Source organism: Bradyrhizobium sp. 87 (genome assembly GCF_023073015.1).
Lineage (GTDB): Bacteria > Pseudomonadota > Alphaproteobacteria > Rhizobiales > Xanthobacteraceae > Bradyrhizobium > Bradyrhizobium canariense_D.
The window spans coordinates 40,838-65,586 of record NZ_JADPIQ010000121.1; the positions used below are offsets into that span (position 1 = coordinate 40,838).

The following is a 24,749-nucleotide window of genomic DNA, read 5'->3' on the forward strand; positions in this document are numbered from 1 at the left end:
ATGAATCGCGAATTCCTCGATTTCTACAATCGTGAACTGTCATTGCTGTACGAGCAGGCGGGAGATTTCGCCGAAGAATATCCAGGTATCGCAGAGCGCCTCGGCGGCCTGATCCGAGACCGCTCGGACCCGATGATCACGGGACTGCTGGAAGGCGCTGCCTTTCTTGCCGCCCGCGTTCAACTCAAGCTCAAGCACGAGTTCCCGGAATTCACTGCAAACCTGCTCGAGCAACTGGTACCGAACTATCTTGCGCCGACACCTTCGGCCATGCTGGTGACCGCACGGCCACCCTATGCCGACCCGGCGCTGCGTGACGGCAGGAAGATCGCGCGCGGCGCCTATTTCGACGCGACCTATCGTGAGAGAGAGCGAAGTCTTTCCTGCCGGTTTCGACTTTGCCGCGACATCGTGCTCTGGCCATTTGACGTCACAAGCGCCGAGTATTTCTCGACGGCGGGCGCTCTGCAGGCGCTTGGTATCCCGATCGACAGTGACGTCATCGCGGGGCTGAGGCTATCGTTGACCCATCGTAGTGCGGCCCGGCTCGAGGACGAGCCGCCGGACGCGGAGGCTCGGACCAAGCCGGAAACGTGGTTCGCAGGCTGCCGCGTGAGCGAGCTTCCGATCTACCTGTCCGGTGCGGAATCCGACGCCATCGCGCTTTACGAGCAGTTGATCTCGAATTGCAGGGGGGTCTACTTCCGGCATCTCGACGACTTTGGCGATCCGGTGGTGACTCGTGCCCCCCATGACAGCGTGCAGCAAATTGGTTTCGACGAGAATGAGTCTCTATTTCCTAACGATAACCGGATCTTTCGTGGCTCGGAATTGCTGCGTGAATATTTCATGTTTCCACGCAAGTTCCTCGGCATTACCCTCACCGGACTTCGCGGCGTGATGTCACGGCTGCGCAGCAAATCGATCGATATTGTCTTCGCATTCGATGAACACAGTTCACGATTGGCCGCCTCGGTGCGCCCCGAGACGTTCAGGCTCTATACCGCGCCGGCGATCAATCTGTTCGAGAAGACGAGTGATCGTATTCCGGTCAAGTCGAATACGCACGAGTACCATGTGGTGCCAGATCGCAGCCGCTATCTGGAATACGAACCGCACCAGGTGCTCGAAGTCTACGCACACCTGCCGGCAGAGAAGGATAAGCGCCCCGTGCGCCCGCTATATTCGGCCGCCGTCGACCGGAGCGGCGGGTCGGCCGACAGGCTTTATTTCACTGTGCGCCGCTTGCCGCGGCGCCGCACAGTGGAAGAAAAGACATACGGCGCCTCCTCAGACTACACCGGGACGGACATGTTCCTGTCACTGCTCGAGCCCGGTGAATTGAGCGGCAAAGGCTCTGTCGCCGAACTGAGCGTTCGGGCTCTCTGCTCCAATCGCCATCTCACGGAGCACTTGCCGGTCGGCCAGGGCGGCGCCGATTTTCGTTTGCTGGACGACACATCTCTTGATCTGATGTGCGTCGCTGGTCCGACGCCGCCGCGCGAGCCGGTGGTGGCCCAATTGCGCAGCCGCAGCGAAATCGTCAACAGCGGCGTTGTCAGCTGGCGGCTCATCAACATGCTCAGCCTCAACTATCTTGGGCTCGTCGAGCGCGGTGGCGGCAAGAACGCCGGAGCGCTGCGCGAGATGCTGTCCTTGTTCGCCGACCAATTCGACGACGCCACGGAACGCAAGATCCGCGGCGTGCGCAGCATAGAAAGCCGCCCCATCGTGCGACGCGTGCGTGAGCGCACCGGCAGCGGCGCAGCACGTGGCTTGGAGATTATCGTCACACTCGACGAGAAGGCATTTGAGGGCAGCGGCGTGTTCTTGCTCGGGGCGATCCTGGAACGCTTCTTTGCCGACTATTCCGGCTTCAACACCTTCACCCAGACGGTCATCTCGACGCCGGAGCGCGGCGAGATCATGCGATGGCCGCCGCGCATGGGCACGCGGAGACCGCTATGACCCTGATCGACCAGATGAAGGCCGAGCCCTGGCGTTTCGATTTCTTCCATACGTTACGCCAGTTCGAGCGCGCCAACCCGGATCGACCGCGGATCGGTGACAGTGCCGCGCGCCGCGACGAATATGTCGACCTCGGCCAAGTGCCTTATCTGGAGTTTCCCGCCTCGAATCTCGCGGCCGTGGACGACCAGAGTGGCCGGCTCAGGATACTCGTCAAATTTCTCGGCCTCCTGGGCCCGCAGGGCGCCCTGCCCATTGCCACCACCGACGAAAGCCTCAGCTGGTGGCTGATGCGGGATGACGCTTTCCCGCGCTTTCTCGATCTGTTTAACGGGCGCTTCCTGCAACTCTTCTTTCGTGCCTGGGCCGACGCGCGCCCGATCGCGCAGCACGACCGCCCGGCAGACGATCGCTTCATTGCCTATGTCGGCTCCTTCGCCGGCTTGGGCACCGATGTTTTCGCCGATCGCGATACCGTTCCGGACATGGCGAAGCTCAGCTTCGCTGGACTGGTCGCGCCAAGGGCGAAGTGTGCATCACGGTTGACGCGATTCCTGCAAGGACTGTTCGAGGTCAAAGTCGAGATCGACGAATTCGTCGGCACTTGGCTCTCGTTCGACCCAAGTCACTGCAGCCGGCTCGGCGGAACGCATGCGAGGCTCGGTCAGGACGCCCTTCTGGGCTCGCGCGTGTTCAGCGTCGAGGACAAGATCAGAGTTCGGGTCTTTGTCAGAACATTTGCTCAGTACGAACAATTCCTGCCGACCGAAACACCCAACCTGTCGGAGCCACTGGCCGACGCCGTTTTCTTCTATGTCGGCGACGAATTGGAATGGGAGGTAGAGCTCGCCATTCCTGCCGGAGAGGTTGTACCGGTCAGGCTCGGACAAAGTGGTCGACTTGGATGGACTTCTTGGGTCTCGCCGAACTGGGCCTCCACAGAAGAATATCGCCGCGATGCACGCTTTCAGCTCGGGGAGCGATTGAGATCCCGCCGGAGCGCCGCAGCCAATGCCACGGCGATTTGAACCTATCCATAGTGCTGATCGCCTAATGCTATGGAATTTGAAGCCAATTCCGCATGATGACAAGCATCCGCGGAGGAGTTGAGCAGGAGGAGCCGCCGTGACCGACATCAGCATTGAAGCTGTAACGGGCAAGCTGAACCGGGCCGGCTATGATGCCTTCATACAGGCCCTCCGCCACGCAAAGAGCGCCGGCAATCGCAACGTCGAGCTTGCGCACTGGCTGTTTCATATTCTGCAGCAGGAGGGCAACGATCTCAGCCTCTCGGTCGATCACTACAAGCTCGACCGCGCGCGCTTATTGTCGGACCTGGCCGGCGTGATCAGCGGCTTTGCTAAGAACGAGACCGACATGCCGGGCGTCGCGAATTCGGTCATCGATCTGCTCGATCGCGGCTGGCACTATGCCACGCTTTTCTTTGGCGAGACCCAGATCCGCACCGGTCATCTGCTCGTTGCCGGCCTGAAATCGAACGATATTCGTCGCGCGCTGAACAACCTCTCGCGGGAATTTGCCAAGGTCAACGTCGACGCACTGGCGGCGGAACGCCGCGCTGTCTGGACCGGCTCCGACGAGGAGGACATGCGGCCGATGGACGGATCGGGCCTGGTTGGCGCCGGCACGGAAGGCGCGGCCCAAGCTGGTCCGAAGGGCACGACGCCGCTCGACCGGTTCTCCCAGGACCTCACTGCCAAGGCTAAATCGGGCGAAATGGATCCGATCCTTGGCCGGGACGAAGAAATCCGCCAACTGATCGACGTGTTGATGCGTCGGCGGCAGAACAATCCAATTCTCACCGGCGAGGCTGGCGTCGGCAAGACCGCAGTTGTCGAAGGCTTTGCGCAGCGCATTGCCGCCGGCGACGTGCCGCCACCGCTGCGCAATGTAAGGCTCTGCGCACTCGACATCGGCCTGATGCAAGCCGGCGCCTCCATGAAGGGCGAGTTCGAGCAGCGCTTGCGGTCGGTGATCGACGAGGTCCAGAGCTCACCTACTCCCATCATCTTGTTCATCGATGAGGCCCACACACTCATCGGCGCCGGCGGCGCCGCCGGTACCGGCGATGCGGCCAATCTCCTGAAACCTCCCCTCGCCCGTGGCACGCTTCGTACGATCGCCGCCACCACATGGGCGGAATATCGCCAGTACATCGAGAAGGATCCCGCACTCACCCGGCGCTTCCAGCCAATCCAGATCGATGAACCTGATGTGGAGACCTGCTGCATCATGCTTCGCGGACTTCTCGGTCCGATGGAAAAGCACCATGGCGTTCGCATTTCGGATGCTGCGATCGTCGCAGCAGTCAACCTGTCCCACCGATACATTCCTTCACGGCAGTTGCCGGACAAGGCGGTCAGCCTGCTTGATACAGCCTCGGCACGCGTAGCCATCAGCCAGAGCGCGACGCCGGCCTTGATCGAGGATGCACGCGTGGCGATTGCCGCTCGTGAAGCTGAGAGATCTGCGCTCGTCAGCGACGGCGACCTTGGGATAGAGGACAACGAGCGCATTGTCGCGATCGACAACGACATCGCCGCACTGAAAGACAAGCTGACGAACCTCGATGGCGATTGGGCGGTCGAGCAGGAGCTCATCAAGGACATCCGCAGCATTCGTGAAATCCTGTCCAGGCCCAAGGAAGGCGAAGATCCGGCTGCCAAGCGCGCGGAGCTGCGCGGCAAGTTCGACACACTTGAGACCATCAATCCGGAAAAGCGAATGGTCTATGCCCATGTAGACCAGCAGTCGGTGGCGTCCGTTGTCTCTGATTGGACCGGCATCCCGGTCGGCCGGATGATGCGCGACGAGATCGAAACCGTGCTGAAGCTACCGGAGATCCTCAACCGCCGCGTCGTCGGCCAGTCCCATGGGCTGACAATGATCGCCAAGCGAATTGAGACCAGCCGCGCTAAGCTGGACAACCCGTCGAAACCGATCGGCGTATTCATGCTGGCTGGCCCGTCCGGTGTGGGCAAGACCGAAACTGCCCTGGCGCTTGCTGAGACTCTTTATGGCGGCGAGCAAAACATGATTACGATCAACATGTCAGAGTTCCAGGAAGCGCACACCGTCTCGACCTTGAAAGGCGCACCTCCCGGGTATGTCGGCTATGGCGAAGGTGGGCGCCTCACCGAGGCCGTCCGGCGCAAGCCCTATAGCGTCATTCTGCTCGACGAGGTGGAGAAAGCTCATCCCGACGTCCATGAGATTTTCTTTCAGGTATTCGACAAAGGAACCATGGAGGACGGCAACGGGCGACGGATCGACTTCAAGAACACTTTGATCATCCTTACCACCAACGTCGGCACCGATATGATCATGGGCCTATCACGCGATCCAAAGTATCGCGACGAGCCGGAAGAGCTCGCCAGGATGCTAAGGCCGGAGTTGCTCAAGGTGTTCCCAGCGGCGCTGCTCGGACGCATCGTCTCGATACCGTACTTCCCGCTATCGGACGAGATGCTGTCCGGGATCGTGCGTTTGCAACTCGACCGCATCGGAAGGCGCCTTCGCGACAATCATAACGCGACCTTCGGTTATGACGACGCGGTCGTCGAGCACATTGTGTCGCGCTGCAACGACCCCGACTCCGGTGGGCGAATGATTGACAACATCATCACCAACACCCTGCTCCCCGAGCTGTCGCGCGAATTCCTCAGCAAGTCGCTCGCCAAGGAAGAGGTGAAGGAAGCACGTGTCTCGATCGACAACAACAAGTTCGCATATTCGTGGAATTGAGCACGATGAACATTCAAACCGAGCATCGTCACCCAAACATCGGTCCAACGCCATACGACGAGGTCTACTACCCGGGCCATGTTTATGGGCTTACTCATCCCAACCATCTTGCTACCATGGCCGCCGTTTACGGCATGCAGCCGGCGCCGGTCGAGCGTTGCCGGGTGCTGGAGCTTGGCTGCGGCGTCGGCGGCAACCTGTTGCCGATGGCCTTTCAATACCCGAACAGCGAATTCGTCGGTGTCGACCTGAGCGGCGTGACGATCGAGCGCGGTCAGAACAATGTCGCCACATTGGGCCTGGAGAACATCAAGCTTCTCCACTGCGACATCATGAATGTCGATGCAAGCTTCGGACGGTTCGACTACATCATCGCGCACGGCGTGTATTCCTGGGTGCCACCGGCGGTGCGCGAGAAGATGATGATGATCTTCAAACAGAACCTCGCGCCGCAGGGGGTCTGCTACGTCAGTTACAATGCGCACCCGTTCTCACATATGCGCGACATGGTCCGCGACATGATGCGGTATCACACCCGCCGCCTCACCGGCATGAAAGAAAAAGTAGGACAGGCCCGCGCAATCTTGAAGTTCTTGAGCGAGGGATCGAAAGCCAACTCGGTTCACGGCGCGACCATGCGCGATCAGTACAACCGCGTCCTCAAGGCGCCCGACGAGCTGTTGTTTCATGACGATCTCGACGAAGGCGCCGAGGCCTTCCTGCTGCACGAGGTTGTCGAGCTTGCAGGCTCTCATGGCTTGCAATATCTAAGCGACGCCGATTTCTCGCGACGCAATCTGGCGGGCTATTCCGAGGAGGTACGCGCGACGTTGCAACGCTTCCCGGAAACCGAGTTCATGGCACGCGATCAGTATCAGGACTTCATCGACGGTAACGGCTTTCGCCGTACCTTGCTCTGCCACGACAACGTCTCGCTCTCCCGCCAGACCGGCCTCGATTTCGTCACCCGGTTCTATTTGCTGAGCACGACGAGCCCGGTTGATCCGGACGCCTGCGTAACGGACGATTCAGCGATGGAATTCGAAAATGAGGACGGTAGCAGGATCACGGTGACCAATTCGCTCTTGAAGGCGGCGCACCTATGCCTCGGCCGCGCTTGGCCTCGCGCGCTGTCATTTGACGAATTGCTCGATGGGGCGCGAGTGCTGCTTGGCGGCGGGCAGGCAGATGATGACCAAAAGGCGTTGACCGAGGCGATGTTTATCCTAGCTTGCAGCGGCGAGGTCTCGTTCCTGCTGTCGCGTCCCTTCTTATTGACGGAAGCGACCGAGCATCCGCAGGCGAGCCTGCTCGCGCGAAAACAAGCGCAAACAGGTCCGCTCGTCACCAATCTCCTCCACCAAACCGTGCAGTTGGAGGACGACCGAACCAGGGATTTCCTGCAATTGCTCGATGGTACGCGGACTATCGACCAGATCACGGCCGAAATGACCGAGAAATTCGGCCCGACCATCCAGGTAGGTCAGAAGGATCGTGCCAGGAAGCCCGCCGAGCCGCTGCTGCTATCAACGCGAGAAAGCGTTCAACGCTCGCTTGCGATGGTCGGCAAGCTGGGCTTGCTAATCGCCTGACGCGCTCATGTGCGCCGGGCACCGTGGAAGGAGTGGCGGAAGGAACCAGAAGATCTGCTACCTCCCGAAACAGGCGAGGTGCCCATCACTCAGCCATCGTGGGTGTACTGCTGGCCGAGCAGCCATCCGGTGAGAATACCACCGGGTCCGCTGGTATAGACCGGATGAAGGCCCACGCCGGCGCGCAGCATCCGCCATTCACTCTCGCCGACCCAGGGAATGCCAGGATCGCCCTTTTGGTATTGCGACAGTAACGTTTTGGCGACCTCAGCGGCATTGGCGTAAATCGGGCCGTTGGCCCAGCGCGGCCGCGGGAGGCCGGTCATGCGGCAATAGAGCGCCGTGCAGACGTACGCGGACGCCTCTTCGGCATTGGCGTCGAGGCCGGTACGCAACAGATCGTAGGCTGCATGCAGGCTCTCATGGACGATATAGGCTCCGTCCATCCGCCCCGCCGCCGACACGACCTCCAGCGTGTTCGCAGCGACCGCTGTGCCGTCCGCCCTGGTTCTCGCCACATCGTTATATTGTGCGGCAACGCCTGCCGCGAGATCCGTCGGAGCCCTGACGGTGACCCGCCCCAACCGGATCGCGCGGGCGACGTGATGGAACGTTTGCGGCGCAATCGTCACGTGGCTGCCGCGGATCGGAAATCGGAAACGAATGCGTGCTACCGCCGGCCCATTGAGTATATCCAATACCCTGCCTCGCAGTGACATCTGATCGTCCTCGCCGCTTAAAGTACCCCCTGCATAGTGGTCGCCGATTCCAGTTGGCGGGTTCAAACTGCATCGGTGCTGGGGCAATAGGGGTTTGACTCTTGCCGTAATTGGCATGGGGCGTTCGGTAACTTCATAGAACGAGCAGACATTGAACCCGAACCCGTTCGGGCGAGACCAATCTGAGGTGAGGATTGCCACGGAGGGCGCGCCATGACGACGACCGATCCGACGACGACCGACACTTACCGGAAGATCGCGGCGCGATTGACCATGCTGCGACCGCAGATCGATTTGAAGAATTACTTTGCCGGCGCCAACCCGAATGTGCGCCTTTATGACGAGAAGCCCTACATCCGACACCAACTCGAGAAGTATGGTGTCGCTGCCGCGACGACCACGCTCGACGGCGTCACCTTCCTGCCCAAGGACTGGGAAGAGCTGATCAAGAAGCTGCGCATTGCCAAGACGACGGACGGATTCGACGCATTCGCCGAAGGGCAAAGCCCGGAAAAGGCGTCGCATTGGGCTCTCGATCTGTCGATGGCGGCAACGATCGGCAAGGGGTTTCGGGAGATCTGGCGCCCAAAGCTGTCCGACAAGCCACTCTCAACGCGGGATCTCCCGGGCCGGCACGGCTTCGGGCTCGGACGCGACCGCGGACAATGGAGTGATGCCTACAGCTCGCAATTCGGCAAAGACCCGCAGCCCCAGGACATCACCTCGCTGCATTTCGCAGTAGCACCCGACCGGGTGAACGTGCACATCGACGAAACAGGCTTCGTGTTCGAGGGCGTGGACGGTGCCCTTACGGTCGGGCCGAACTTCATGCACCACGCCGGCAATGAGCTGTTCTGGAAGAGCAACTCACATGTGCCGCGTTGGGCGGCCGAACACATCGACTTGATATTGCCGAACAGCGCGAACGACTTTTCGCGCGTGGGCGTTTCGGTCGACATGTACCAGCGCAAAGATCTGCGCGTCACGGTCACCGGCTCCTGCGGAATTTTCGGCGGTTTCGAGTGCTCCGGAACCGTGAGCGTCAGCGGCACGCATGACCTGCTAGGCTCGACGTCAAAAGGCCGACGCTAAAGCGGGGATTGCTGGTTCGATTGTCCACGCCTCCAAGCTACGAATGAGGCTCCTCCCTAGCCTACCTGTTCGCGGTCCGAATGAATGGAACCATCGAACCGCCTCAAGGTAACGGCGACCAATGAATATTGGTGGCAAGAGTAGTTCTGCAGGACTCAGCAAGGGAGGTCCTTACATTGCCGAACCAGGAAAGACCCTTGAAGCCTGTCGTCGCAAGCTACGTACCGCCAGCGGGAACGCGACATGCGGTGGCGGCAGGCGAGACCTGGATATCCCTCGCCAAGCGGATCGGCATCGATCCATGGGACCTCATCGAGTTCAATTTTCCGGGCATCAAGCTCGTCAAACAGCGCGATTTCCAACAAGCCACAAGGCAGGTGAACTGGTACCTAGCCGAGTATGTAGGCTGCCGCGCGATATCGCCCGACCGCCAGAATTTTGCGTTTTCTTCCGGTACGACCGGCGGGAAAGGTGGATGGAAAGGCGGCTTCATCTATCTACCGCCAGGTACGCCGCCTCCCCCGCCGATTGCGCCCATTCCACCGGTTGCGCCCACACCAGTGGCCCCGATCCCACCGGCATGTGAAGGAAGCCGACCCGACTTCGCCCGCGTGCTGGACGTCAGCGAACGGGATTTCGCGCGCAACGTCTTTGGCCCGACCCTGCCGCCGTGGGAGACGATCGCGATTACCAACGGCCTGGGAGCAGGCGGAAGACCGTGGACGAACGACGGACCGTTCTTTAGAGGAAGCAATCCCATGGTGCCGAGCATGCGGTATGCCATCAATCTTGGCAATGTCGCGTTCAGTAACCTGGCATCTCCTAGCCCCACCTTCGGCCTCCTGTGCGACAACTTCGGTCGAATTTGCGACCTCTTCGTGCACGAAATGACCCATGTGTGGCAGGCGTTCAACGATTCGAACTGGACGATGGCGCGCTCCTTCTGGGCGCAGACAATCGGTGCCGGCTACGAGTACACGCCCGGCGACTCCTGGGACTCATACAACGTCGAGCAACAGGCACACATCGTTGAAGATTGGCACAAATACAAAATCAGTTTGCCGATGCTTGCCGAGGAACGCTATCCGTACGTCCGGCTCGTGATCCGATCTGGACGCCTCACTTTTCCTCGCGGGCTGGATCTGGCGGCATTGAAAAAGGACCTTCAAGATCTGCGCGCAAGGCACCTGGAGTAGGTCCGCCGCAAGGGAGTGGTCGGGAGCTTACTCAAGTGATGCACCAACACGCCGATAATTCGACGCGGTGCGGTAGCGCATTCTTCCTCTCTCCGAGAGTAGTTTTACGACTTGTCCAGCGTGCTGGTCAGCTTCATAGCGCAAGCACACGGAGAAGAATTGCGCGGCCGCCATGCGACAGGCAATCGACGTCTTGGCAGACTGTTTTCTGCGTCGCTAGCGCGCGGCGCATAGCTCGCGACAACCGCGGTCAGAATAGCCTGGGCTCGACGTACAATTTGCTCGCCCTCGCAGCCGCCGACGAAATCCAGACCGCAAAATCATCGATCGAGGTTCAAATCTACACTAAGCAAACTCGACACCAGCACATTGCCCCGCATGGCGAATTTCCGGTGTGTTGCCGGGCTCAACCGGCGAGCAACGATCCGGATGATTATCCCGGCGCGGTGAACCGGCGCGACACTATTGTGGATTAAGGTTGGGGAAAGCTTTAGCAAGCTTCGCACAGTCCTTGCAGGATTTCCGGTGTATACGCGGCGCAAAGCTTCATGATCGTTCCTCGGAGGGGCTTCAACCTGGTCTGCCCTTACGGGCTTTCAACGGGCGTGGGGACGAGTAAGATGCTGTCTCGTGGCCCGGAGGCGGCATGAGCCAGCGCAAGTTCATGGGACTTGTCGGCGGTGCGACAGCATCAGGGCCGGGCATTGCGCTAGCGAGCCAGCGATCAGCCAACGCAGCCGCCGAGCCCGGTTACGATGATGAGCAAGAATTCCCACTGATCATCGCGAACATCCCCGCAACCCCTCGTCAAAAGGCCTGGGCGGTGGGTGTCGCCGTCTTGCTCATCGTCCTTGCAGCGGTCATCGCGCCGTTCGCCCGGATCCAATTGGGCCAGATTAATGGTTTCGTTCCAGTGTTGCAGACCGCGTTGGCCTTGGCCGAGTTCATCACGGCAGCCCTGCTATTTGCTCAATTTTCGATCCAGCCTCAACGGGCACTTCTCGCACTGGCAAGCGGATACGTTTTCAGCGGATCATTCGCATTCTTGCAAACGCTCGCCTTTCCGAACGGATACGCTTCCGCGGGTGTCATTGGGGATGGACTGAACAGCCCAGCTTGGCTTTACGTGCTATGGCACGCAACGTTCCCCGCGGCGATTTTCGGCTACGGGTTCACGAAGGATCATTCCGCCGGCGGCAGACCAGGCAAACCTGCAACAGCCGCGATCATAATAGTTGTCGGGTGCATCGGCGCCGCCGTGGCAGGACTGACGTGGATCGTGAACGCGAAAGCCGAATGGCTTCCTAATTTCTACGTGAACGACGTCAGGCACCAGACCCCTCTCGGCAATCAGGTCAACCTGATGCTTTTGCTATGGAATCTGACTGCTCTCACCGTTTTGTTTGCACGCATGCGCACCATTCTGACCTCTGGCTGATGGTGACTTTGCTCGCCTACTTGCCGAACTTTCTGGTAGCAATCATCGGCAGCTCGGTTCGGTTCACCATCGGTTGGTACGCAGCACGCGGTTTCGTTCTCGTCGGCAGTTGCATGTTGCTGACCGTATTGCTCATCGAAACGATGTTTATCTATTCGCGCCTTGCCAGCGTCATTGCCCTGCAACGACGCGAACGAGCGAACCGGCTTCTCAGCATCGACGCGGTCACTGGCGCGATCGCCCACGAGCTAAGATCGCCATTGGGGGCCATCTCGCTCAATGCTGCGACAGGCCTAAGTCACCTGCGAGCTGCCCCCCTTGAACTGGAGGACCTCGAGAACATCCTGTCTGACATCGAAGCGGACAGCAGCCGCGCCGCTGACATCATATCGAACAGAGCTATCGCCCAAAGTTGGTGACGGCGGGAATCGGAAAGGCGGCATATCGTGGGGGTGCTTGACGCCTCCACTTCTCCACCGAAGGAGCGATATGCCGTGTCCAACGATAACGTCATCCATCTGATTCAGCCAGGAATCTTCGACGATCAACTCACAGAAGTCTTGCGCAACGGAGCGCGTGCCCTGCTGGCCCAGGCGGTCGAGGCCGAGGTTGCAGACTTTCTAGGCCAGCATGCCGATTTGAAGACCCGGGACGGCCACCAGCGCGTCGTCCGCCACGGTCACCTGCCGGAGCGCGAGGTGATGACCGGCATCGGTCCGGTCGCCGTCCGCCAGCCGCGTGTACGCGATCGCGAAGCGGACGCCGCCGATCCTGGCCGCATCCGGTTCTCGCCGTCGATCCTGCCGCCCTACATGCGCCGGTCGAAGTCGATCGAGACGCTGCTGCCGATCCTTTACCTGAAGGGTATCTCGACCGGCGACTTCTCTGAGGCGCTGGCTGCGCTGCTCGGCAAGGATGCTGCCGGGTTGTCGGCATCCGCCATCGGTCGCCTGAAGGATGGCTGGCTCGACGAGCACGCCGCGTGGCAGAGGCGCGATCTGTCGGCGAAGCGCTACGTCTACATCTGGGCCGATGGCATCCATCTTCAAGCGCGCCTCGAAGACGAAAAGCAGTGCATCCTGGTGCTGATCGGCGCGACCCCGGAAGGCCGCAAGGAACTGGTCGGCTTCACCGATGGCGCCCGCGAGAGCGCGCAGGACTGGCGCGATCTGCTGCTCGATCTGAAGCGGCGCGGGCTCGACGTGGCGCCGCAGCTTACCATCGCCGATGGCGCACTCGGGTTCTGGAAGGCGGCCGGCGAGGTCTGGCCGAAAACGCGCGAGCAGCGCTGCTGGGTGCACAAGACCGCCAACGTGCTCGCCAAGTTGCCGAAGAGCCAGCAGCCGAAGGCCAAACGCGCGTTGCAGGAGATCTGGATGGCTGAAACGAAGCTCGCCGCCGAGCTGGCGTTCGACACCTTCATCGAGAGCTACGCGCTGAAGTACGAGAAGGCCGCCGATTGCCTGAGCAAGGATCGAGACACGCTACTGGCGTTCTACGACTTCCCGGCCGAGCACTGGAAACACTTGCGGACGACCAACCCCATCGAAAGCACCTTCGCCACCGTTCGCCACCGCACCATCCGATCGAAGGGCTGCCTGTCCAACAAGACGGCACTCGCGATGGTCTTCAAACTGCTCGAGGCCGCGCAGAGAAGCTGGCGTCGTCTCGATGGCCACAACCAGTTGCCAAAACTCGTTGTCGGTGTGACATTCAATGATGGGATCGAGGTCATCGCCAAGCCGACCGACCGCCAGCCCATAACCGCCGCCGCCTGACCGGCTCCGGCCGTCACCAAAATTTGGCGATAGCTCTATCGAACATTCGCGAGATGACAATCAAAACGGCGCAGGGCGGCGCTTCAGCAAACGTCGAGGATGTCGCCGAGCTTGCGCTGAGACTGTTGAGGCACGATCTTGTTGCCAATGGCGTATCAGTAATTACGGAGTTTCAGGGCAACATTCCCTCAGTCGCTCTGGGCGGCACTGAGCTTCAGCAGATTGTCCTGAACCTCTGCAAAAACGCGCTTGACGCAATGAGTTCTGTCCCCGCCGATCAACGACAGCTCCGTATGAAAACCAGCCTTGATGGTGGCGCAACGGTCCATTTGTCCGTAGAAGACTCCGGCACCGGCATCACACCCCGTCACCAAGAGCGCATCTTCGATCCGTTCTTCACGACGAAACAAGGCGGTATGGGATTGGGGCTGGCCATCTCCTCCAACCTGGTCGGAAGGTGCGGTGGAAAGCTGAGGCTGGTCAAATCGGACGTCAGGGGCTCCGTTTTCGAGCTGGAAATGCCCGTCTCCGCCCCCGCTTCGGTGCAATGACGGTACGGGACCGTCACGACCATTCCGCCTTTCGCGCGCGCTCACTTCAGAGAGATCATGATTGTGCTGAGACTAGCGGCGAATTCCACCCCGGCTTTTGGTCCCTGCAGCACCATCGTGACCCCTTTGTCGTTGCGCAGCTGAGCGCCATTGATGCCGCCGATCAGGGCGGCCCCGCCACCGACCGAGCTGTATGCGCCGGCAAAATCGCTGACCTCTCGAATGCCTGAAGCCCAGCCCTCGAGCCACCCAACGGTAGCGCCGACGGTAAAACCCAAGCTTACCCCGCTGATGCGGAACGGATGATGGCAGCCGCGATAGGTCAGCACGCCGCTCCCAGCGCCACCGCCCACGAGCAGTCCCGCCTTTACGATCTTGATCCGGACCTGCGCGGATGCCTGTGCAAACGACGGGGTCGTCGGGATAAGGAGTGCGAGCAGCACGAGGCGTGCCAAACGCCAAAGAAGCCCACGCAAGATCTGCGTGCGTCGCTCAGGGTTTTGCACCATCCAGCTTCTTCCAGGTCTGGTCCGGATCGAACGCGCTGATGCGGGAAACGAGGACCTTGGTCCGAGGCCCGAGATCCTTCTGGTAGACAGCGCCCGCATGGTTGACCAGGAAGGTCATGACGCCGGAATTGCCGTACTCGGCCGGCCAGGCGACCAGTGCGAAACCTCCGATCATCTTGCCGTTGACGACATAGTTCAGCGCGCCGCCTGGCGTGTTCGATCCCTGCCCCTTCAGGATGCGGAAATAGTAGCCATGATAGGGCGCCGGCCCCTCCTCGGCCTTGTAGCCTTCGGCGGAAGCCTGCGCCGCCAATGCACCGAGCGGGCTCGGGTCGCTGTCGTCGCGCCAGAACAACCCGTCCTTCTTGCCGGCACTGCTGACGATGCGCTGCGCGTACACGCCAGTACCCTCACCGCGATCCTTGTCGGCGTATTCGTTCTCGGCATCGACAAAGGCGAGACTGGTCTGGATCGCGTCGAGTTCATTGCGGCCGATGCGGCGATACAGCACCTCAATGCGGCCTTCGGCGGTATCGAATTCCCAGCCGGTCCTGGTGTTGACGAGCGGAATCGGGAACGGAAAGTCGTCCGGACCCAACATCAGCACTGCCTTCCTGTTACCTTCCGCCTTGATCGCATGCTTCGCATCATACATCGAGGTGAAGCGTTTCCGGATGTCGACGTCGGCGACCTCGTCGCCGGAGGAAACGATGTCCTCGGCAGCGCTGCCGAGGACTTTCAGGATGGCCCGGTCCGGCCCGCTTTTCACGGCGGCAGCGAGCGCCGTTGCCGCATCCTCCGGTGTCGGATAGGACTGCTGCGCAAGGGATGGCGAGCTCAGGAGCCCCACCGCAATGATGGCCGGCAAGATGGCGAGACGAAGCGACTTCAAACCCATCATGGCGTCACCTCGCCAGGAATCCGCGCGCCGCTCTCGAGCCAGTCGCGATAGGTACGGAATTTCAGACCGAGCTTTTCGTAATAGACCCGGAGATAGCCGTCGGCTCCGCGGGTGACGGCTACCGGCTTCACGTCCTCGACTTCTTGCGCAATGACGCCGACATAGGCCTTGTCGCTGCCGATATAGCTGAAGCGGTAATAACCAAGACCGCTTGCGAGATGGCCGAGCAGAACGACGTCATGCTTCAGCGCGATATCGGAACGCCGTCCGCCGCCACCACCACCACGGCCTCCGCCACCCTGGAAGCCTCCGCCTCCGCCGCCGCCGCGGCCGGCGAAGCTCGCACCTCCGCCACCGCCACCGCGCGGTCCCATGCTCGCCATGCTCGCATGACCACGCGCCGATGCTGCGGCCGCCGAGCGGCCCGACGACACGTTCAGCACGCTTCCGCTACCACCGCGGTTCACGGCTTTGGCGCCCCCACCCTTGGCGCCGCCCGCTTTAGGGCCAGCACTCTTTGCGCCGGCATTCTTGGCACCACCGCCCTTGGCCGCGCGATCGCCACCGCCTTTGGCGCGATCGCCTCCCGCCTTGGCGCGATCCCCGGCGCCTTGACGGTCGCCACCTCGCTCGCCAGCGCGATCTGCCGCACGATCCCCAGCGCGATCTGCGCCACCAGGCCGATCCTGTCCCGGCTTCAAGACTTGCTGTCCGTCGCGGCCGCGGAAATCCATGCGGTCGGCGGCGCCGGCCTTCAGATTGCTATTGCCGAAGCGCTGCTGAACGTTGGCGTTGTTGTAGCGTACCCCTTGGCGATGCGACGGATTGTGCTGCCAGCCAGTTCCGATGTTGGTGGTGCGGTGATTGATATAGACGTTGCGGTTACCCCAGTTGCAGCCGCCGCCCCAATAATTGCCCCAGCGACCGATGGCCCAGGCTGTGCCGAACGCGAGACCCGCCGCGACGACGCCTGCGCCGATGTAGGACGGGTAGCCGAAGTAATATGGTGGATACTCGGTGTAGGGCCACGCGCCGTAGACCGTCGCAGGCTCGTAGTACGGCACGTACATCGTATCGGGAACCGCCGGCTCGATCACGACCACCTGCCTGCTTTCCTCGGTCTTCACGGTCACCTTCTGCTGCGTGGTGGTCACCAGCTTCTTGTTGTCATAAGCCTTGGTCCGCAGCCGCTGGACCGCATCCATCACATCCGATTGCTGCGCGAGCACGGCGTCGCCCAGCGCCTTGGTCCAGTCGAGCTTGTCGCTCATCATGGCCAACGCTTCGGCGGTTGAGGCCAGCGCCTTGACGCTGTCATCCCAAGGCTGCTTCTCGACTTCAGTCTTCAGGGCATCACCCTTCAGAGTCTTGCGCTCTTTCAGCCAGCGATCGGCCTGAACGACTTCCAAGGGATAGGTGGACGCGGCCAGCACGTTTGCAAGCAGTTCGTCCGGATAGAGCGCAATCGGTGCGACCAGAGCTTCGAGCTGCTCGGGCTTGAGCAACTCAGCAGCCGATAGAGGCTTGCCGGCGGTTTGGACTCCGCTACTTGGGGCCGCCGGAGCGTCTGCGGTTTGGGCTACTGCGGCGACAGGCATCGCCAAGAGCAACGCCATCGCGATCAGAGTGTTCCCGCAACGAAGCATCACGTCCTCCCTTGAGCTCCCGTTGGACCAAGCATCTTGGACGATCAGTGTCTTCTATTGATCAAGATCAAAGAAGATGGAGCTCTCCCGGAGGTCGGAGCTATTCACTCACGGCCGGACGTTCGATCCGATCGATGTCCGGCCGCACCGCTTGGCCGCTGCTGCCCAGCCGCGCAGAAAGTAAGATCCGGCGATCGTGGATCAGGCTTTGAAGGCGGTGCGCGGCTACATTCAGGGTGGAGACATCGAGCGCATTCTCGTCTCCTGCAGCGGCCTTGGCGCGCTGGCCCTGGAGCACCCGGTCGATCTCGACCTCGATATCGGACAGTTCGGCCTCCGCCTCCGTCCTGCGTATCCGCGCGCCCAGTGCATACAGTAAGTCCAGGCCCCGTTCGTCCTTAGAAGGATCACGCACCTGAAGGAATTTCCAAGCCGCCGCCAATATAGAGATGAGGCCGCCGAAAATCATGGGCGCGAGGAAGATCGCGTTTCCCCATTCGTCCAGAAAGCTCTGCTGCGTTCCGTTGTAGAATGCCGCGGCGCCAGGATGAACCGGGAGGAAGGCGTCCGAATCCGTGCTCGGTGCGGTCATTTGCGAGAGGATCGGCAATTCGCCGAGCAGGTCCCTGCGCGCCTTCATCAGCGCGTCGGCCAGGCTGCCCGCCACCTCTGCGCTGAGCTGCTTTTGCGCGACCACATAGAACGAAACCCGCAGCGTGGTAAGATCCTCGCTCGGGACAGGCGGCGAACCGCGCAGCGTGCCCTTCGGGACATCGAAGCTTTCATAGGCGCGCTGCTTTTCAGCGATGGCACCAGCCGCCTCGACGGGAAGGAGGACCGGCGCGGTCTTCGGCGTCTGCAGAAAGAGGCCGCGCAAGAGGGCGAGATACTTTTCCGCAAGGGGAACGACGATCAGAATCGCCCGTACCTCCTTGGCATCGAGTGCCCGCCGCGCGTCTGCCGGTTGGAGATTGCGGAATGTCACGTTGGCGCGTCCAAGGCCGTATTCGTCGCTGAGGACGTCGACGACCTTGCGATTCATCTCGCCGCCGATCACGCCGACGCTGGTGCGCTTCAGACCAGCGATTTCGGTAATGGAGGAGCCCGGCGGCGCAACCAGCAGGGCAACGGCATGGGCGAGAACCACGATGGCCTGCGCCTGCGATAGGTCGCCCACGTCGCCGCGGACGACAGCAAGCTCGACCTTTTCCGCCGCAAACTGCTCGGCAGCATCAAGCGCGTTGGTGGTTTCCACAAGCTTGAGCCGGACCGGGGCGTTCACCACGGCAAGCCGGCTTGCCAACGCCGATACCAGACGCGTGGCTTCGCCATCCAGCGATCCGACCGCGATGGTCAGCGTCGTCGGGTGAGAGTACCAGCGGTAGCCGAACAGGCCCGCTCCAAGCACGAGCACAACAGCGCTGGCGATAATGAAGGAACGAAGCCAGATCGGCATTTTTGCGGGGACCATGTGGCGCTCATAGTGAATATGCGCTGGGTGGTCGGACTGGCTCATGATGCCAGACCGGCTCAACTGAGGCGCATCGCTGAACCGACGTGCGATTCAAACCAAAGCGAAGCCGGTCAGTGCCCGCTCAGCACCAGCGTCTTGATCGGCAGCAGCAGCGCCTGAATTCGCAAGAGCATGGCGTGCACGAGGCCGACACCGTCGACAACATGCAGAGCGACGGCCCGACCCGTGCCCGTCTCCTTCGCGGATATCTCCTCGTGATTGCTGGTATAGGCATTGACGATGCAGCTGCTGCCCGGCGTCACGCCTTCAAGTCCGCCCTTATAGAGCGGCTCAAGGAAGGCCAGGATCGTGCCGGGCCGGCCGACGTTCTGCGCTTCTATCAGTTGCTCGCCACTTCGGAACTGCCCGGCTGCGATGTAGTCCTGGACACTGGTGACGACCATGGGAATGATCACCCACGGCTTCGAGATGCAGGTTGCTTCCGCCACCATGCCGACCTTCATCACCTGCGCCTCGATCTGACCAAAGCCGGCCTGCAAGGCGCGCCTGCCGGCGCCGTCCGGAACCAGCACGCCGGCCGGGCGCATCAGCTGATTGACGACATCGCCGGTGCGGACCAGGAATTGCTCCACGCGGCCGTCGACACCGGCGCGAACGAAGGTCTTGTCCAGATCGACCTGCGCTTCCGCCAACGCCGCCTGGCCGCTCGCTTTTTCAGCCGGCAACAGCGTTGAAAGCCGCAATGTCGCTGACGTCTTGGACGCGGTGGCCGAGTCCACACCAGCCTGCCGCTGGTTGACCACCACCTGTAGTTTCTCGATATCGCGCTGCGGGACGATACCGGGGTTGCGGCGCTGCAACTCCGTCTTGACGTCCAGCTCGTCCTTGGCCTGCTGAAGGCTGGCCTTGGCTTCCTGGATCTGCGCTTCGGCTTTGACAACGTCGTTTTCGGCGCTTGTCATCGCAGCGTCGACCTCGGCGATCTTGCGGGTGGCTGTTTCCAAAGCCGCCTTCTGCTTCGAACCGTCCAGCCTGAACAGCACGTCTCCCTTCTTCACGGCCTCGCTGTAGCCGACATTGACTTCCGCGACGCGGCCCGAGCCCTCGGGCAGGATCGGCACCGTGCGGAAATAGAGCGTGGCCGAGGTCGTCGACGGATGAAAGTAGAAGATCATCGTGATCAGAGAAATCGTGAGCATCAGGCAGCCGGTGATGCCCCATCGCAATTCGTACCAAATGGAAAAGAACGTGATCTCCTTGCCGAAACGTTTGCCTTGGGCATAGCGGCGGTAGAGGTAGTCCGGCAGGATGGTCAGAAGAGAGCAGAACATGAGCTCAAACATGGCTGTGTTCCTTCCCCTTGACGATCGGCTTCTCGACCGGCGGCAGGATTGGCAGTTCAGGCTCGCGGCCCTCACCGGGCGCCGCGTCAGCGATTCTCTCGACCGAGCCTGCGATGCTCCGCAGCGGCGTGCCGAAATCCGGCAGGTCGATCATCGCGAGCAGAAGGCCGGCCACCCAGAAAATGTGCATGTGCGTAAAGAGCGAGATGATGCCCAGCACGGCCACGATCTCGAACTGCAGCTTCTGCGACTTGTGCGCCATTCGTTCGGGGAGGCTGTGCAGCTTCCAATAGAGCGTACCGACCCAGAGCACGCTGCCGATCAGGAAGATCCCCATCACCACCATCAGCACGTCCGTGCCGCTTCCCGGCGCGAGATAGAACGGCAGATGATGCGGGGCCAACGGATGAATTTGCTCGGTCAATGGTCGCCTCCACAGAAGGGATCAGGGCGTTCTGCGCGCCGGCTCGTTACCGTGGCCGCGCAGGTGAGAAAATTGCTTGATATGAATCAAAGGTCCGGACGGCGCGAAACATACCTTAGCCCTGACTCCGATCCCACAGCAAGCCAGGAACGCACCAATCATGCCCGGCATCGATGAGCTCATTCCCAACGCACTGCAAATTCGCAAGGAAGCTGCGCTCGAGGAAGCCAGAAAGGCCGAGGAATATGTTCGCCTCGCCGCCGCGGCCGAAGCCGAGAAACGCGACTTGATCGAACGGCTAAGCAAACCGTCCGGAAAATCCGAGGAGGAGAAAATCAAGCTCGCCTCGACCATCATCCAGCGCGCGGTTCGCAACGGCCTGACCGAAGTGCAGGTCTATCGCTTCCCGAATACCCTGTGCACCGACAAGGGCCGCGCGATCAACCAAATGGAGGCGGGCTGGGAGAAAACGCTGACGGGAATTCCAAAAGAGATCTTCGAGCGCTGGTCCGAATACCTCAAGCCGCGCGGCTATCGCATCGGCTATCAGGTCATCGATTTTCCCGGCGGCGTGCCCGGCGACATCGGCGTCATCATTTCCTGGGGCGACTGATCACGTTTCGGCCGAGTTAAGAGAAGGCGGAGCGGCATGGCAAAGGACGAAGCCTCAGAGCGGATGAAGCGCAAGGACTACGAGAAGGAGCTCGAAAAGCTCCAGATCGAGCTTTGCCATCTCCAGGATTATGTAAAGGAAAACAAGCTTCGAGTCATCGTCCTGTTCGAAGGCCGCGACGCGGCCGGCAAGGGCGGCACGATCAAGGCGATCACTGAAAAGGTTAGCCCGCGCGTGTTCCGGGTGGTGGCGCTGCCGGCGCCATCGGATCGCGAAAAGACGCAGCTCTTCTTCCAGCGCTACATGAAGCAGTTTCCGGCGGGCGGCGAGATCGTGATCTTCGACCGGAGCTGGTACAATCGCGCTGGCGTCGAATATGTCATGGGATTCTGCTCGCCCGCCGAGCACGATCGTTTCCTCTCGCTCTGTCCGCAGATGGAAAAGTACGTCATCGACGGCGGCATCATCCTGATCAAGATCTGGCTCGAGGTCGGGATGGACGAGCAGGAGCGCCGCTTCCACGCCCGCATCGACGATCCGGTGCGGCAATGGAAGCTGAGCCCGATGGACCTCGAATCCTTCAAGCGCTGGTATGATTATTCGCGCGCGCGCGACCTGATGCTCAAGAAGACGAGCACGAAGGACGCCCCATGGTACATCATTCGGTCCGACGACAAGCGGCGGGCGCGGCTGAACTGTATCGCGCACATCCTGGAGGCTATCCCGCACAAGCGGATCAAGAAGGACGAGGTGAAGCTGCCGAAGCGCTCCGACAAGGGACGTTACAATGACCAGGCCCCCTTGCGCGGGATGAACTTCGTCGCCGAACGCTATTGACGAAGTGATCGGGCCGCACGGCGGGCGCGGTCCGATCGTTGACGGTCAGATCGATGCTGCCGACGGACTTCGCTGGGTCCGTCAGCAGCGCATTCCCTCCTCAATACGGATACTGGTTGGGGCAGACCCAATTGCCGTACGTGTCCTGATAGCAACCGTTGTTGTAGTTGTTGTTGTAGTATCCGTAGGCGCCCGCGGCGGCCGCACCGACGGCAGCAGCACCGTAAGCCGCGCCTCGATAGCCATATCGCGGATAGCCTCCAGGATAACCGGCGACGGGACGGCCCGGACGGCCCGCAACGGGGTAACCGGGGCGACCCGGACGACCGGCGATCGGATGGCTTGGCCGCGGACCTCCTACGTAATGGCGTCCGCCTCCGCCATGGATCCGCCCGGCGTGAACGGCGCCGCCATGGAAACCTCCGGCGCGCATGCCCCCTCCACCTCCGCGATAGCCACCACCACCGCCACCTCCGCGGCGGGCATAGGCATCATCGGGAATGAGCGTGGCCGTGAGAAGAACGACGGCCGCAACAAGAGCCAGAAGATAACGAAGCATGGCATGTCGTCCCTCGATATGGGTGCCGTGATCCGCTTTCGACAATGCCTCGCGGAACGCGGTTGGCACCCGAACATGGCACTGAGTTGCGGCCGCTTCCCTGACTTACGTGCATGAGAGAAGCAGCCGCCATTCAAGAGCGCCGCGACCGCCGAAGCGGCGCGACTGCCGCTCTACCGCTTCAAAGCTATCGTCACGCCCCCCACAGCGGCTGACAGCTCCGCACCGACCTTCGGCCCGCTAAGCTGCAGAATCACGCCGTTGCCGTTTTGCAGCTGAACGGCACCTGCGCCGGCGGCGACGGCACCGCCCGCACCGCCCACAGCATAAGAGCCTTCGATCGACTCCGGCCCCCTCAGGTTAAGAGCGCGGCCGACCAGCTTGGTGGTCGAGGCGCCGATCGTGAAGCCGACGCTCATGCCCGAGACGGTGAAGGGATATTTGTGGCCCCGCAGCAGCAGAACGCCCTCGCCGCCACCGACGCCGACGATGAATCCGCCTTTGGTGAAGACCACGGCGACCTGGCCGGTCTCTGCCTGCGACGGCGTGCCGAAGCCGGCGACGCCTGCCAGCGAGGCGACCAGGGCGGCATAGATAGCAACTTTTCTCATGAGTTTTATTTCCTCTGGTTGTGACGCCGAGCTATTGAGCCAGGATCATTGCGAAGTAGCCGAACACGGTGAGCAGGATGCCCGATACGGCGTAGCCGACTGGGAACCCGATCCAGGGCACGGAGCTCTGGATTTCCACCGCGGCTTCGCGGCACGGACCGGAGTGCGACCGCGCACCGGCAACGCCGCCCATCAACACGGCCGGATTGATCTTGAAGACGTGATACCCGATCGCCCAGACGACGAACGGCGGGATCGTGCAGGCGATGAAGCCGGCGACGAAGATCTTCAACGCGACCGCACCCGTGAGCTGCGCCAACAACCCGGCGCCGGCATTGATGCCGACGATGGCGACGAAGACCACGAGACCGAGATCCTCCAGCACATTGCGCGCCGCGTTCGGTGTGTTGCCGAAGAAGCGCAGCCGGGAGACCAGCGAGGAGACGATCACGCCGGACAGCAACAATCCGCCAGCATTGCCGAGGCCGATCTTGGCACCGAAGGCCGGGAATTCGATCATCCCGATCAGGAAGCCGATGATCATGCCGGCGGCGAGCGTCAGCAGATCGGTCGAAGTGTTGGTCCGCGCAATGCGTCCCCACATCTCGCCGAGCTCGTTGACGGCCGACTTGATACCGACCACCGAGACGATGTCCATCCGCTGCAACTCCGTCTTGAGACCGGCCGGAATCTGCACGCCGCCACGTTCGACCTTGGTGACCTGCAACTGACCGGCAATGGCCGTCTCGCGGAAGGATTCAAAGGTCCGTCCGGCCATCTCCTTGTTGGTGACGAGGATGTCCGCCTGATCCATGGGAATGCCGAGCGCCTTGGCGTCGGCAACCTCGGGACCGATCAGGCCCATCTTGTCGGTGAGATGCTCGGTCGAGCCGCCGAGCGCGACGACGTCGCCCTTTTGCAGGACGAATTCGGGATCGGCGCCCTGCGGTTCTCCTCGGCGCGCCACATTGACGATGCGATATTCGGGATTCATCGTGCGGAATTTGGCAATGCTCATGCCGACCTGGGCCGATTGTCTAGCCGGTAGGCACGGAGGCCGAACTGCCGGTAACCGGTCAGGCCACCACCCTCGAGGTCCTTGACGCCAAATTCCTGCTCGTATTGCTGGCAGCCGCCTTGGCATCGACGCCCCACCAGCGCGGCAGGTATTTGCAGATCAGGATGATGCCGACGGTGCCCCAGATATAAGTAATGCCGTAAGACAGCGCGATCATGCCCGACGCATCTTCGGGCTTCATGCCTTCAGGCAGCTTGACAACGCCGGAGGTGATGGCCTGCTCGGCCGAACCGATCGCGGCCGACATGGTCTGCGACCCCGCCAGCATGCCACCGGCAGCTCCGATCGGCAGTGCGAAAAGCTTTGCGCAGATGACGACGAGCGCCAGACCGAGCACGCTCGACACGAGGGCCAGGATGCAGAATTTGAGCCCATCCCCCTTCAGGCTGTTGATAAAGGACGGGCCGACACGCAGGCCGACGCCATACATAAACAGGTAGTAGAACAGGCTCTTGGCAAAGTTGTTCAATTCGAGCTTCACGCCATAGATCGACGCCCACACGGATAGGCCAGCGCCCACCACGATGGCGCCGGCGACCATGCCGAGGCCGTAACCCTTGATGCTGGCCCGGCCGATCCAGACGGCGAGCCCGACGACGAAGAACAGCAACAGAAACGGGTTCTGCTGCAAGAACGTGAAAAACCCTTGCATGTC

24 protein-coding genes are annotated in these 24,749 nt (G+C 61.3%); 13 read left to right on the forward strand and 11 right to left on the reverse strand.

Going from position 1 to position 24,749, the window contains the following annotated elements; translation table 11 throughout:
* From tssF to IVB50_RS30235, 4 genes are all read left to right on the forward strand, one after another.
* A complete protein-coding gene (tssF, locus tag IVB50_RS30220; RefSeq protein ID WP_018457637.1) occupies positions 1 to 1,968 on the forward strand; it encodes a type VI secretion system baseplate subunit TssF in 1,968 nt (655 codons plus the stop codon).
* The gene (tssG, locus tag IVB50_RS30225; RefSeq protein WP_018457638.1) at positions 1,932 to 2,996 is read left to right on the forward strand and encodes a type VI secretion system baseplate subunit TssG; all 1,065 of its coding nucleotides are present in this window, start codon (positions 1,932 to 1,934) and stop codon (positions 2,994 to 2,996) included. Before tssF ends, tssG begins: the two co-directional genes overlap by 37 nt.
* A gap of 97 nt (positions 2,997 to 3,093) precedes the next feature.
* Positions 3,094 to 5,733, forward strand: coding sequence for a type VI secretion system ATPase TssH (gene tssH, locus IVB50_RS30230; RefSeq protein WP_247298973.1), 2,640 nt, complete (start codon positions 3,094 to 3,096; stop codon positions 5,731 to 5,733).
* 5 nt (positions 5,734 to 5,738) lie between these two features.
* Entirely contained in the window at positions 5,739 to 7,325 is a 1,587-nt protein-coding gene (locus IVB50_RS30235; RefSeq protein WP_039800156.1) for a class I SAM-dependent methyltransferase, read from the forward strand.
* Positions 7,326 to 7,414: 89 nt separating this feature from the next.
* On the opposite strand, the gene IVB50_RS30240 is transcribed toward IVB50_RS30235, so the two are convergent.
* Entirely contained in the window at positions 7,415 to 8,023 is a 609-nt protein-coding gene (locus IVB50_RS30240; RefSeq protein ID WP_231190730.1) for a hypothetical protein, read from the reverse strand.
* A 234-nt stretch (positions 8,024 to 8,257) separates the two neighbouring features.
* Between IVB50_RS30240 and IVB50_RS30245 the strand changes: the two genes are divergently transcribed.
* From IVB50_RS30245 to IVB50_RS30275, 7 genes are all read left to right on the forward strand, one after another.
* The gene (locus IVB50_RS30245; protein WP_018457642.1) at positions 8,258 to 9,136 is read left to right on the forward strand and encodes a hypothetical protein; all 879 of its coding nucleotides are present in this window, start codon (positions 8,258 to 8,260) and stop codon (positions 9,134 to 9,136) included.
* Between the two features lie 197 nt (positions 9,137 to 9,333).
* Positions 9,334 to 10,332, forward strand: coding sequence for a hypothetical protein (locus IVB50_RS30250; protein WP_198293380.1), 999 nt, complete (start codon positions 9,334 to 9,336; stop codon positions 10,330 to 10,332).
* A 278-nt stretch (positions 10,333 to 10,610) separates the two neighbouring features.
* Positions 10,611 to 10,808, forward strand: a complete 198-nt coding sequence (locus tag IVB50_RS30255) for a hypothetical protein (protein ID WP_157643029.1) — start codon at positions 10,611 to 10,613, stop codon at positions 10,806 to 10,808.
* 170 nt (positions 10,809 to 10,978) lie between these two features.
* Positions 10,979 to 11,770, forward strand: coding sequence for an MASE4 domain-containing protein (locus tag IVB50_RS30260; RefSeq protein WP_018457644.1), 792 nt, complete (start codon positions 10,979 to 10,981; stop codon positions 11,768 to 11,770).
* The gene (locus IVB50_RS30265) at positions 11,770 to 12,189 is read left to right on the forward strand and encodes a histidine kinase dimerization/phospho-acceptor domain-containing protein (RefSeq protein ID WP_018457645.1); all 420 of its coding nucleotides are present in this window, start codon (positions 11,770 to 11,772) and stop codon (positions 12,187 to 12,189) included. The genes IVB50_RS30260 and IVB50_RS30265 overlap by 1 nt, the downstream gene beginning before the upstream one ends.
* Positions 12,190 to 12,264: 75 nt before the next feature.
* Entirely contained in the window at positions 12,265 to 13,548 is a 1,284-nt protein-coding gene (locus IVB50_RS30270; protein ID WP_247298975.1) for an IS256 family transposase, read from the forward strand.
* Between the two features lie 53 nt (positions 13,549 to 13,601).
* Positions 13,602 to 14,099 (forward strand): ATP-binding protein, encoded by a 498-nt coding sequence (locus IVB50_RS30275; RefSeq protein ID WP_247298977.1) that lies wholly within the window; start codon positions 13,602 to 13,604, stop codon positions 14,097 to 14,099.
* Positions 14,100 to 14,140: 41 nt separating this feature from the next.
* On the opposite strand, the gene IVB50_RS30280 is transcribed toward IVB50_RS30275, so the two are convergent.
* From IVB50_RS30280 to IVB50_RS30305, 6 genes are all read right to left on the reverse strand, one after another.
* Complete coding sequence (locus tag IVB50_RS30280) at positions 14,141 to 14,608, reverse strand: hypothetical protein (RefSeq protein ID WP_026233513.1); 468 nt, start codon at positions 14,606 to 14,608, stop codon at positions 14,141 to 14,143.
* On the reverse strand, positions 14,592 to 15,509 hold the full coding sequence (locus IVB50_RS30285) for a DUF2950 domain-containing protein (protein ID WP_247298980.1): 918 nt from the start codon (positions 15,507 to 15,509) through the stop codon (positions 14,592 to 14,594). The genes IVB50_RS30280 and IVB50_RS30285 overlap by 17 nt, the downstream gene beginning before the upstream one ends.
* Positions 15,506 to 17,155: a DUF3300 domain-containing protein gene (locus IVB50_RS30290; RefSeq protein WP_026233511.1), complete on the reverse strand. Its 1,650-nt coding sequence runs from the start codon at positions 17,153 to 17,155 to the stop codon at positions 15,506 to 15,508. Before IVB50_RS30290 ends, IVB50_RS30285 begins: the two co-directional genes overlap by 4 nt.
* Before the next feature lie 100 nt (positions 17,156 to 17,255).
* Positions 17,256 to 18,626 carry a TAXI family TRAP transporter solute-binding subunit gene (locus IVB50_RS30295; protein ID WP_026233510.1) on the reverse strand — a complete coding sequence of 457 codons (1,371 nt, stop codon included), beginning with the start codon at positions 18,624 to 18,626 and terminating at the stop codon, positions 17,256 to 17,258.
* Between the two features lie 113 nt (positions 18,627 to 18,739).
* Positions 18,740 to 19,972: a biotin/lipoyl-binding protein gene (locus IVB50_RS30300; RefSeq protein WP_018458148.1), complete on the reverse strand. Its 1,233-nt coding sequence runs from the start codon at positions 19,970 to 19,972 to the stop codon at positions 18,740 to 18,742.
* Positions 19,965 to 20,396, reverse strand: coding sequence for a hypothetical protein (locus IVB50_RS30305; RefSeq protein ID WP_231190719.1), 432 nt, complete (start codon positions 20,394 to 20,396; stop codon positions 19,965 to 19,967). Before IVB50_RS30305 ends, IVB50_RS30300 begins: the two co-directional genes overlap by 8 nt.
* Before the next feature lie 160 nt (positions 20,397 to 20,556).
* Between IVB50_RS30305 and IVB50_RS30310 the strand changes: the two genes are divergently transcribed.
* Positions 20,557 to 21,009, forward strand: a complete 453-nt coding sequence (locus tag IVB50_RS30310; RefSeq protein WP_018458146.1) for a hypothetical protein — start codon at positions 20,557 to 20,559, stop codon at positions 21,007 to 21,009.
* A 36-nt stretch (positions 21,010 to 21,045) separates the two neighbouring features.
* A complete protein-coding gene (ppk2, locus tag IVB50_RS30315; protein ID WP_018458145.1) occupies positions 21,046 to 21,846 on the forward strand; it encodes a polyphosphate kinase 2 in 801 nt (266 codons plus the stop codon).
* 100 nt (positions 21,847 to 21,946) lie between these two features.
* Here ppk2 and IVB50_RS30320 read toward each other — a convergent pair whose 3' ends face one another.
* From IVB50_RS30320 to IVB50_RS30335, 4 genes are all read right to left on the reverse strand, one after another.
* Positions 21,947 to 22,405, reverse strand: coding sequence for a hypothetical protein (locus IVB50_RS30320; protein ID WP_083926504.1), 459 nt, complete (start codon positions 22,403 to 22,405; stop codon positions 21,947 to 21,949).
* Between the two features lie 173 nt (positions 22,406 to 22,578).
* Positions 22,579 to 23,016: a hypothetical protein gene (locus tag IVB50_RS30325; protein ID WP_018458143.1), complete on the reverse strand. Its 438-nt coding sequence runs from the start codon at positions 23,014 to 23,016 to the stop codon at positions 22,579 to 22,581.
* Positions 23,017 to 23,047: 31 nt separating this feature from the next.
* A complete protein-coding gene (locus IVB50_RS30330) occupies positions 23,048 to 24,034 on the reverse strand; it encodes a hypothetical protein (protein WP_245288496.1) in 987 nt (328 codons plus the stop codon).
* A 58-nt stretch (positions 24,035 to 24,092) separates the two neighbouring features.
* Positions 24,093 to 24,746 (reverse strand): hypothetical protein, encoded by a 654-nt coding sequence (locus IVB50_RS30335; protein WP_245288495.1) that lies wholly within the window; start codon positions 24,744 to 24,746, stop codon positions 24,093 to 24,095.
* Positions 24,747 to 24,749: the final 3 nt, after the last annotated feature.

What these genes read in the sequence shown, in the direction of transcription:
- tssF (WP_018457637.1), top strand. Translation starts at nt 1, where the DNA reads ATGAATCGCGAATTCCTCGATTTCTACAATCGTGAACTGTCATTGCTG.
- tssG (WP_018457638.1), top strand. Translation starts at nt 1,932, where the DNA reads ATGGCCGCCGCGCATGGGCACGCGGAGACCGCTATGACCCTGATCGAC.
- IVB50_RS30235 (WP_039800156.1), top strand. Translation starts at nt 5,739, where the DNA reads ATGAACATTCAAACCGAGCATCGTCACCCAAACATCGGTCCAACGCCA.
- IVB50_RS30245 (WP_018457642.1), top strand. Translation starts at nt 8,258, where the DNA reads ATGACGACGACCGATCCGACGACGACCGACACTTACCGGAAGATCGCG.
- IVB50_RS30260 (WP_018457644.1), top strand. Translation starts at nt 10,979, where the DNA reads ATGAGCCAGCGCAAGTTCATGGGACTTGTCGGCGGTGCGACAGCATCA.
- IVB50_RS30265 (WP_018457645.1), top strand. Translation starts at nt 11,770, where the DNA reads ATGGTGACTTTGCTCGCCTACTTGCCGAACTTTCTGGTAGCAATCATC.
- IVB50_RS30275 (WP_247298977.1), top strand. Translation starts at nt 13,602, where the DNA reads ATGACAATCAAAACGGCGCAGGGCGGCGCTTCAGCAAACGTCGAGGAT.
- IVB50_RS30280 (WP_026233513.1), bottom strand. Translation starts at nt 14,608, where the DNA reads ATGGTGCAAAACCCTGAGCGACGCACGCAGATCTTGCGTGGGCTTCTT.
- IVB50_RS30285 (WP_247298980.1), bottom strand. Translation starts at nt 15,509, where the DNA reads ATGATGGGTTTGAAGTCGCTTCGTCTCGCCATCTTGCCGGCCATCATT.
- IVB50_RS30290 (WP_026233511.1), bottom strand. Translation starts at nt 17,155, where the DNA reads ATGCTTCGTTGCGGGAACACTCTGATCGCGATGGCGTTGCTCTTGGCG.
- IVB50_RS30295 (WP_026233510.1), bottom strand. Translation starts at nt 18,626, where the DNA reads ATGGTCCCCGCAAAAATGCCGATCTGGCTTCGTTCCTTCATTATCGCC.
- IVB50_RS30300 (WP_018458148.1), bottom strand. Translation starts at nt 19,972, where the DNA reads ATGTTTGAGCTCATGTTCTGCTCTCTTCTGACCATCCTGCCGGACTAC.
- IVB50_RS30310 (WP_018458146.1), top strand. Translation starts at nt 20,557, where the DNA reads ATGCCCGGCATCGATGAGCTCATTCCCAACGCACTGCAAATTCGCAAG.
- ppk2 (WP_018458145.1), top strand. Translation starts at nt 21,046, where the DNA reads ATGGCAAAGGACGAAGCCTCAGAGCGGATGAAGCGCAAGGACTACGAG.
- IVB50_RS30320 (WP_083926504.1), bottom strand. Translation starts at nt 22,405, where the DNA reads ATGCTTCGTTATCTTCTGGCTCTTGTTGCGGCCGTCGTTCTTCTCACG.
- IVB50_RS30325 (WP_018458143.1), bottom strand. Translation starts at nt 23,016, where the DNA reads ATGAGAAAAGTTGCTATCTATGCCGCCCTGGTCGCCTCGCTGGCAGGC.
- IVB50_RS30330 (WP_245288496.1), bottom strand. Translation starts at nt 24,034, where the DNA reads ATGAGCATTGCCAAATTCCGCACGATGAATCCCGAATATCGCATCGTC.
- IVB50_RS30335 (WP_245288495.1), bottom strand. Translation starts at nt 24,746, where the DNA reads ATGCAAGGGTTTTTCACGTTCTTGCAGCAGAACCCGTTTCTGTTGCTG.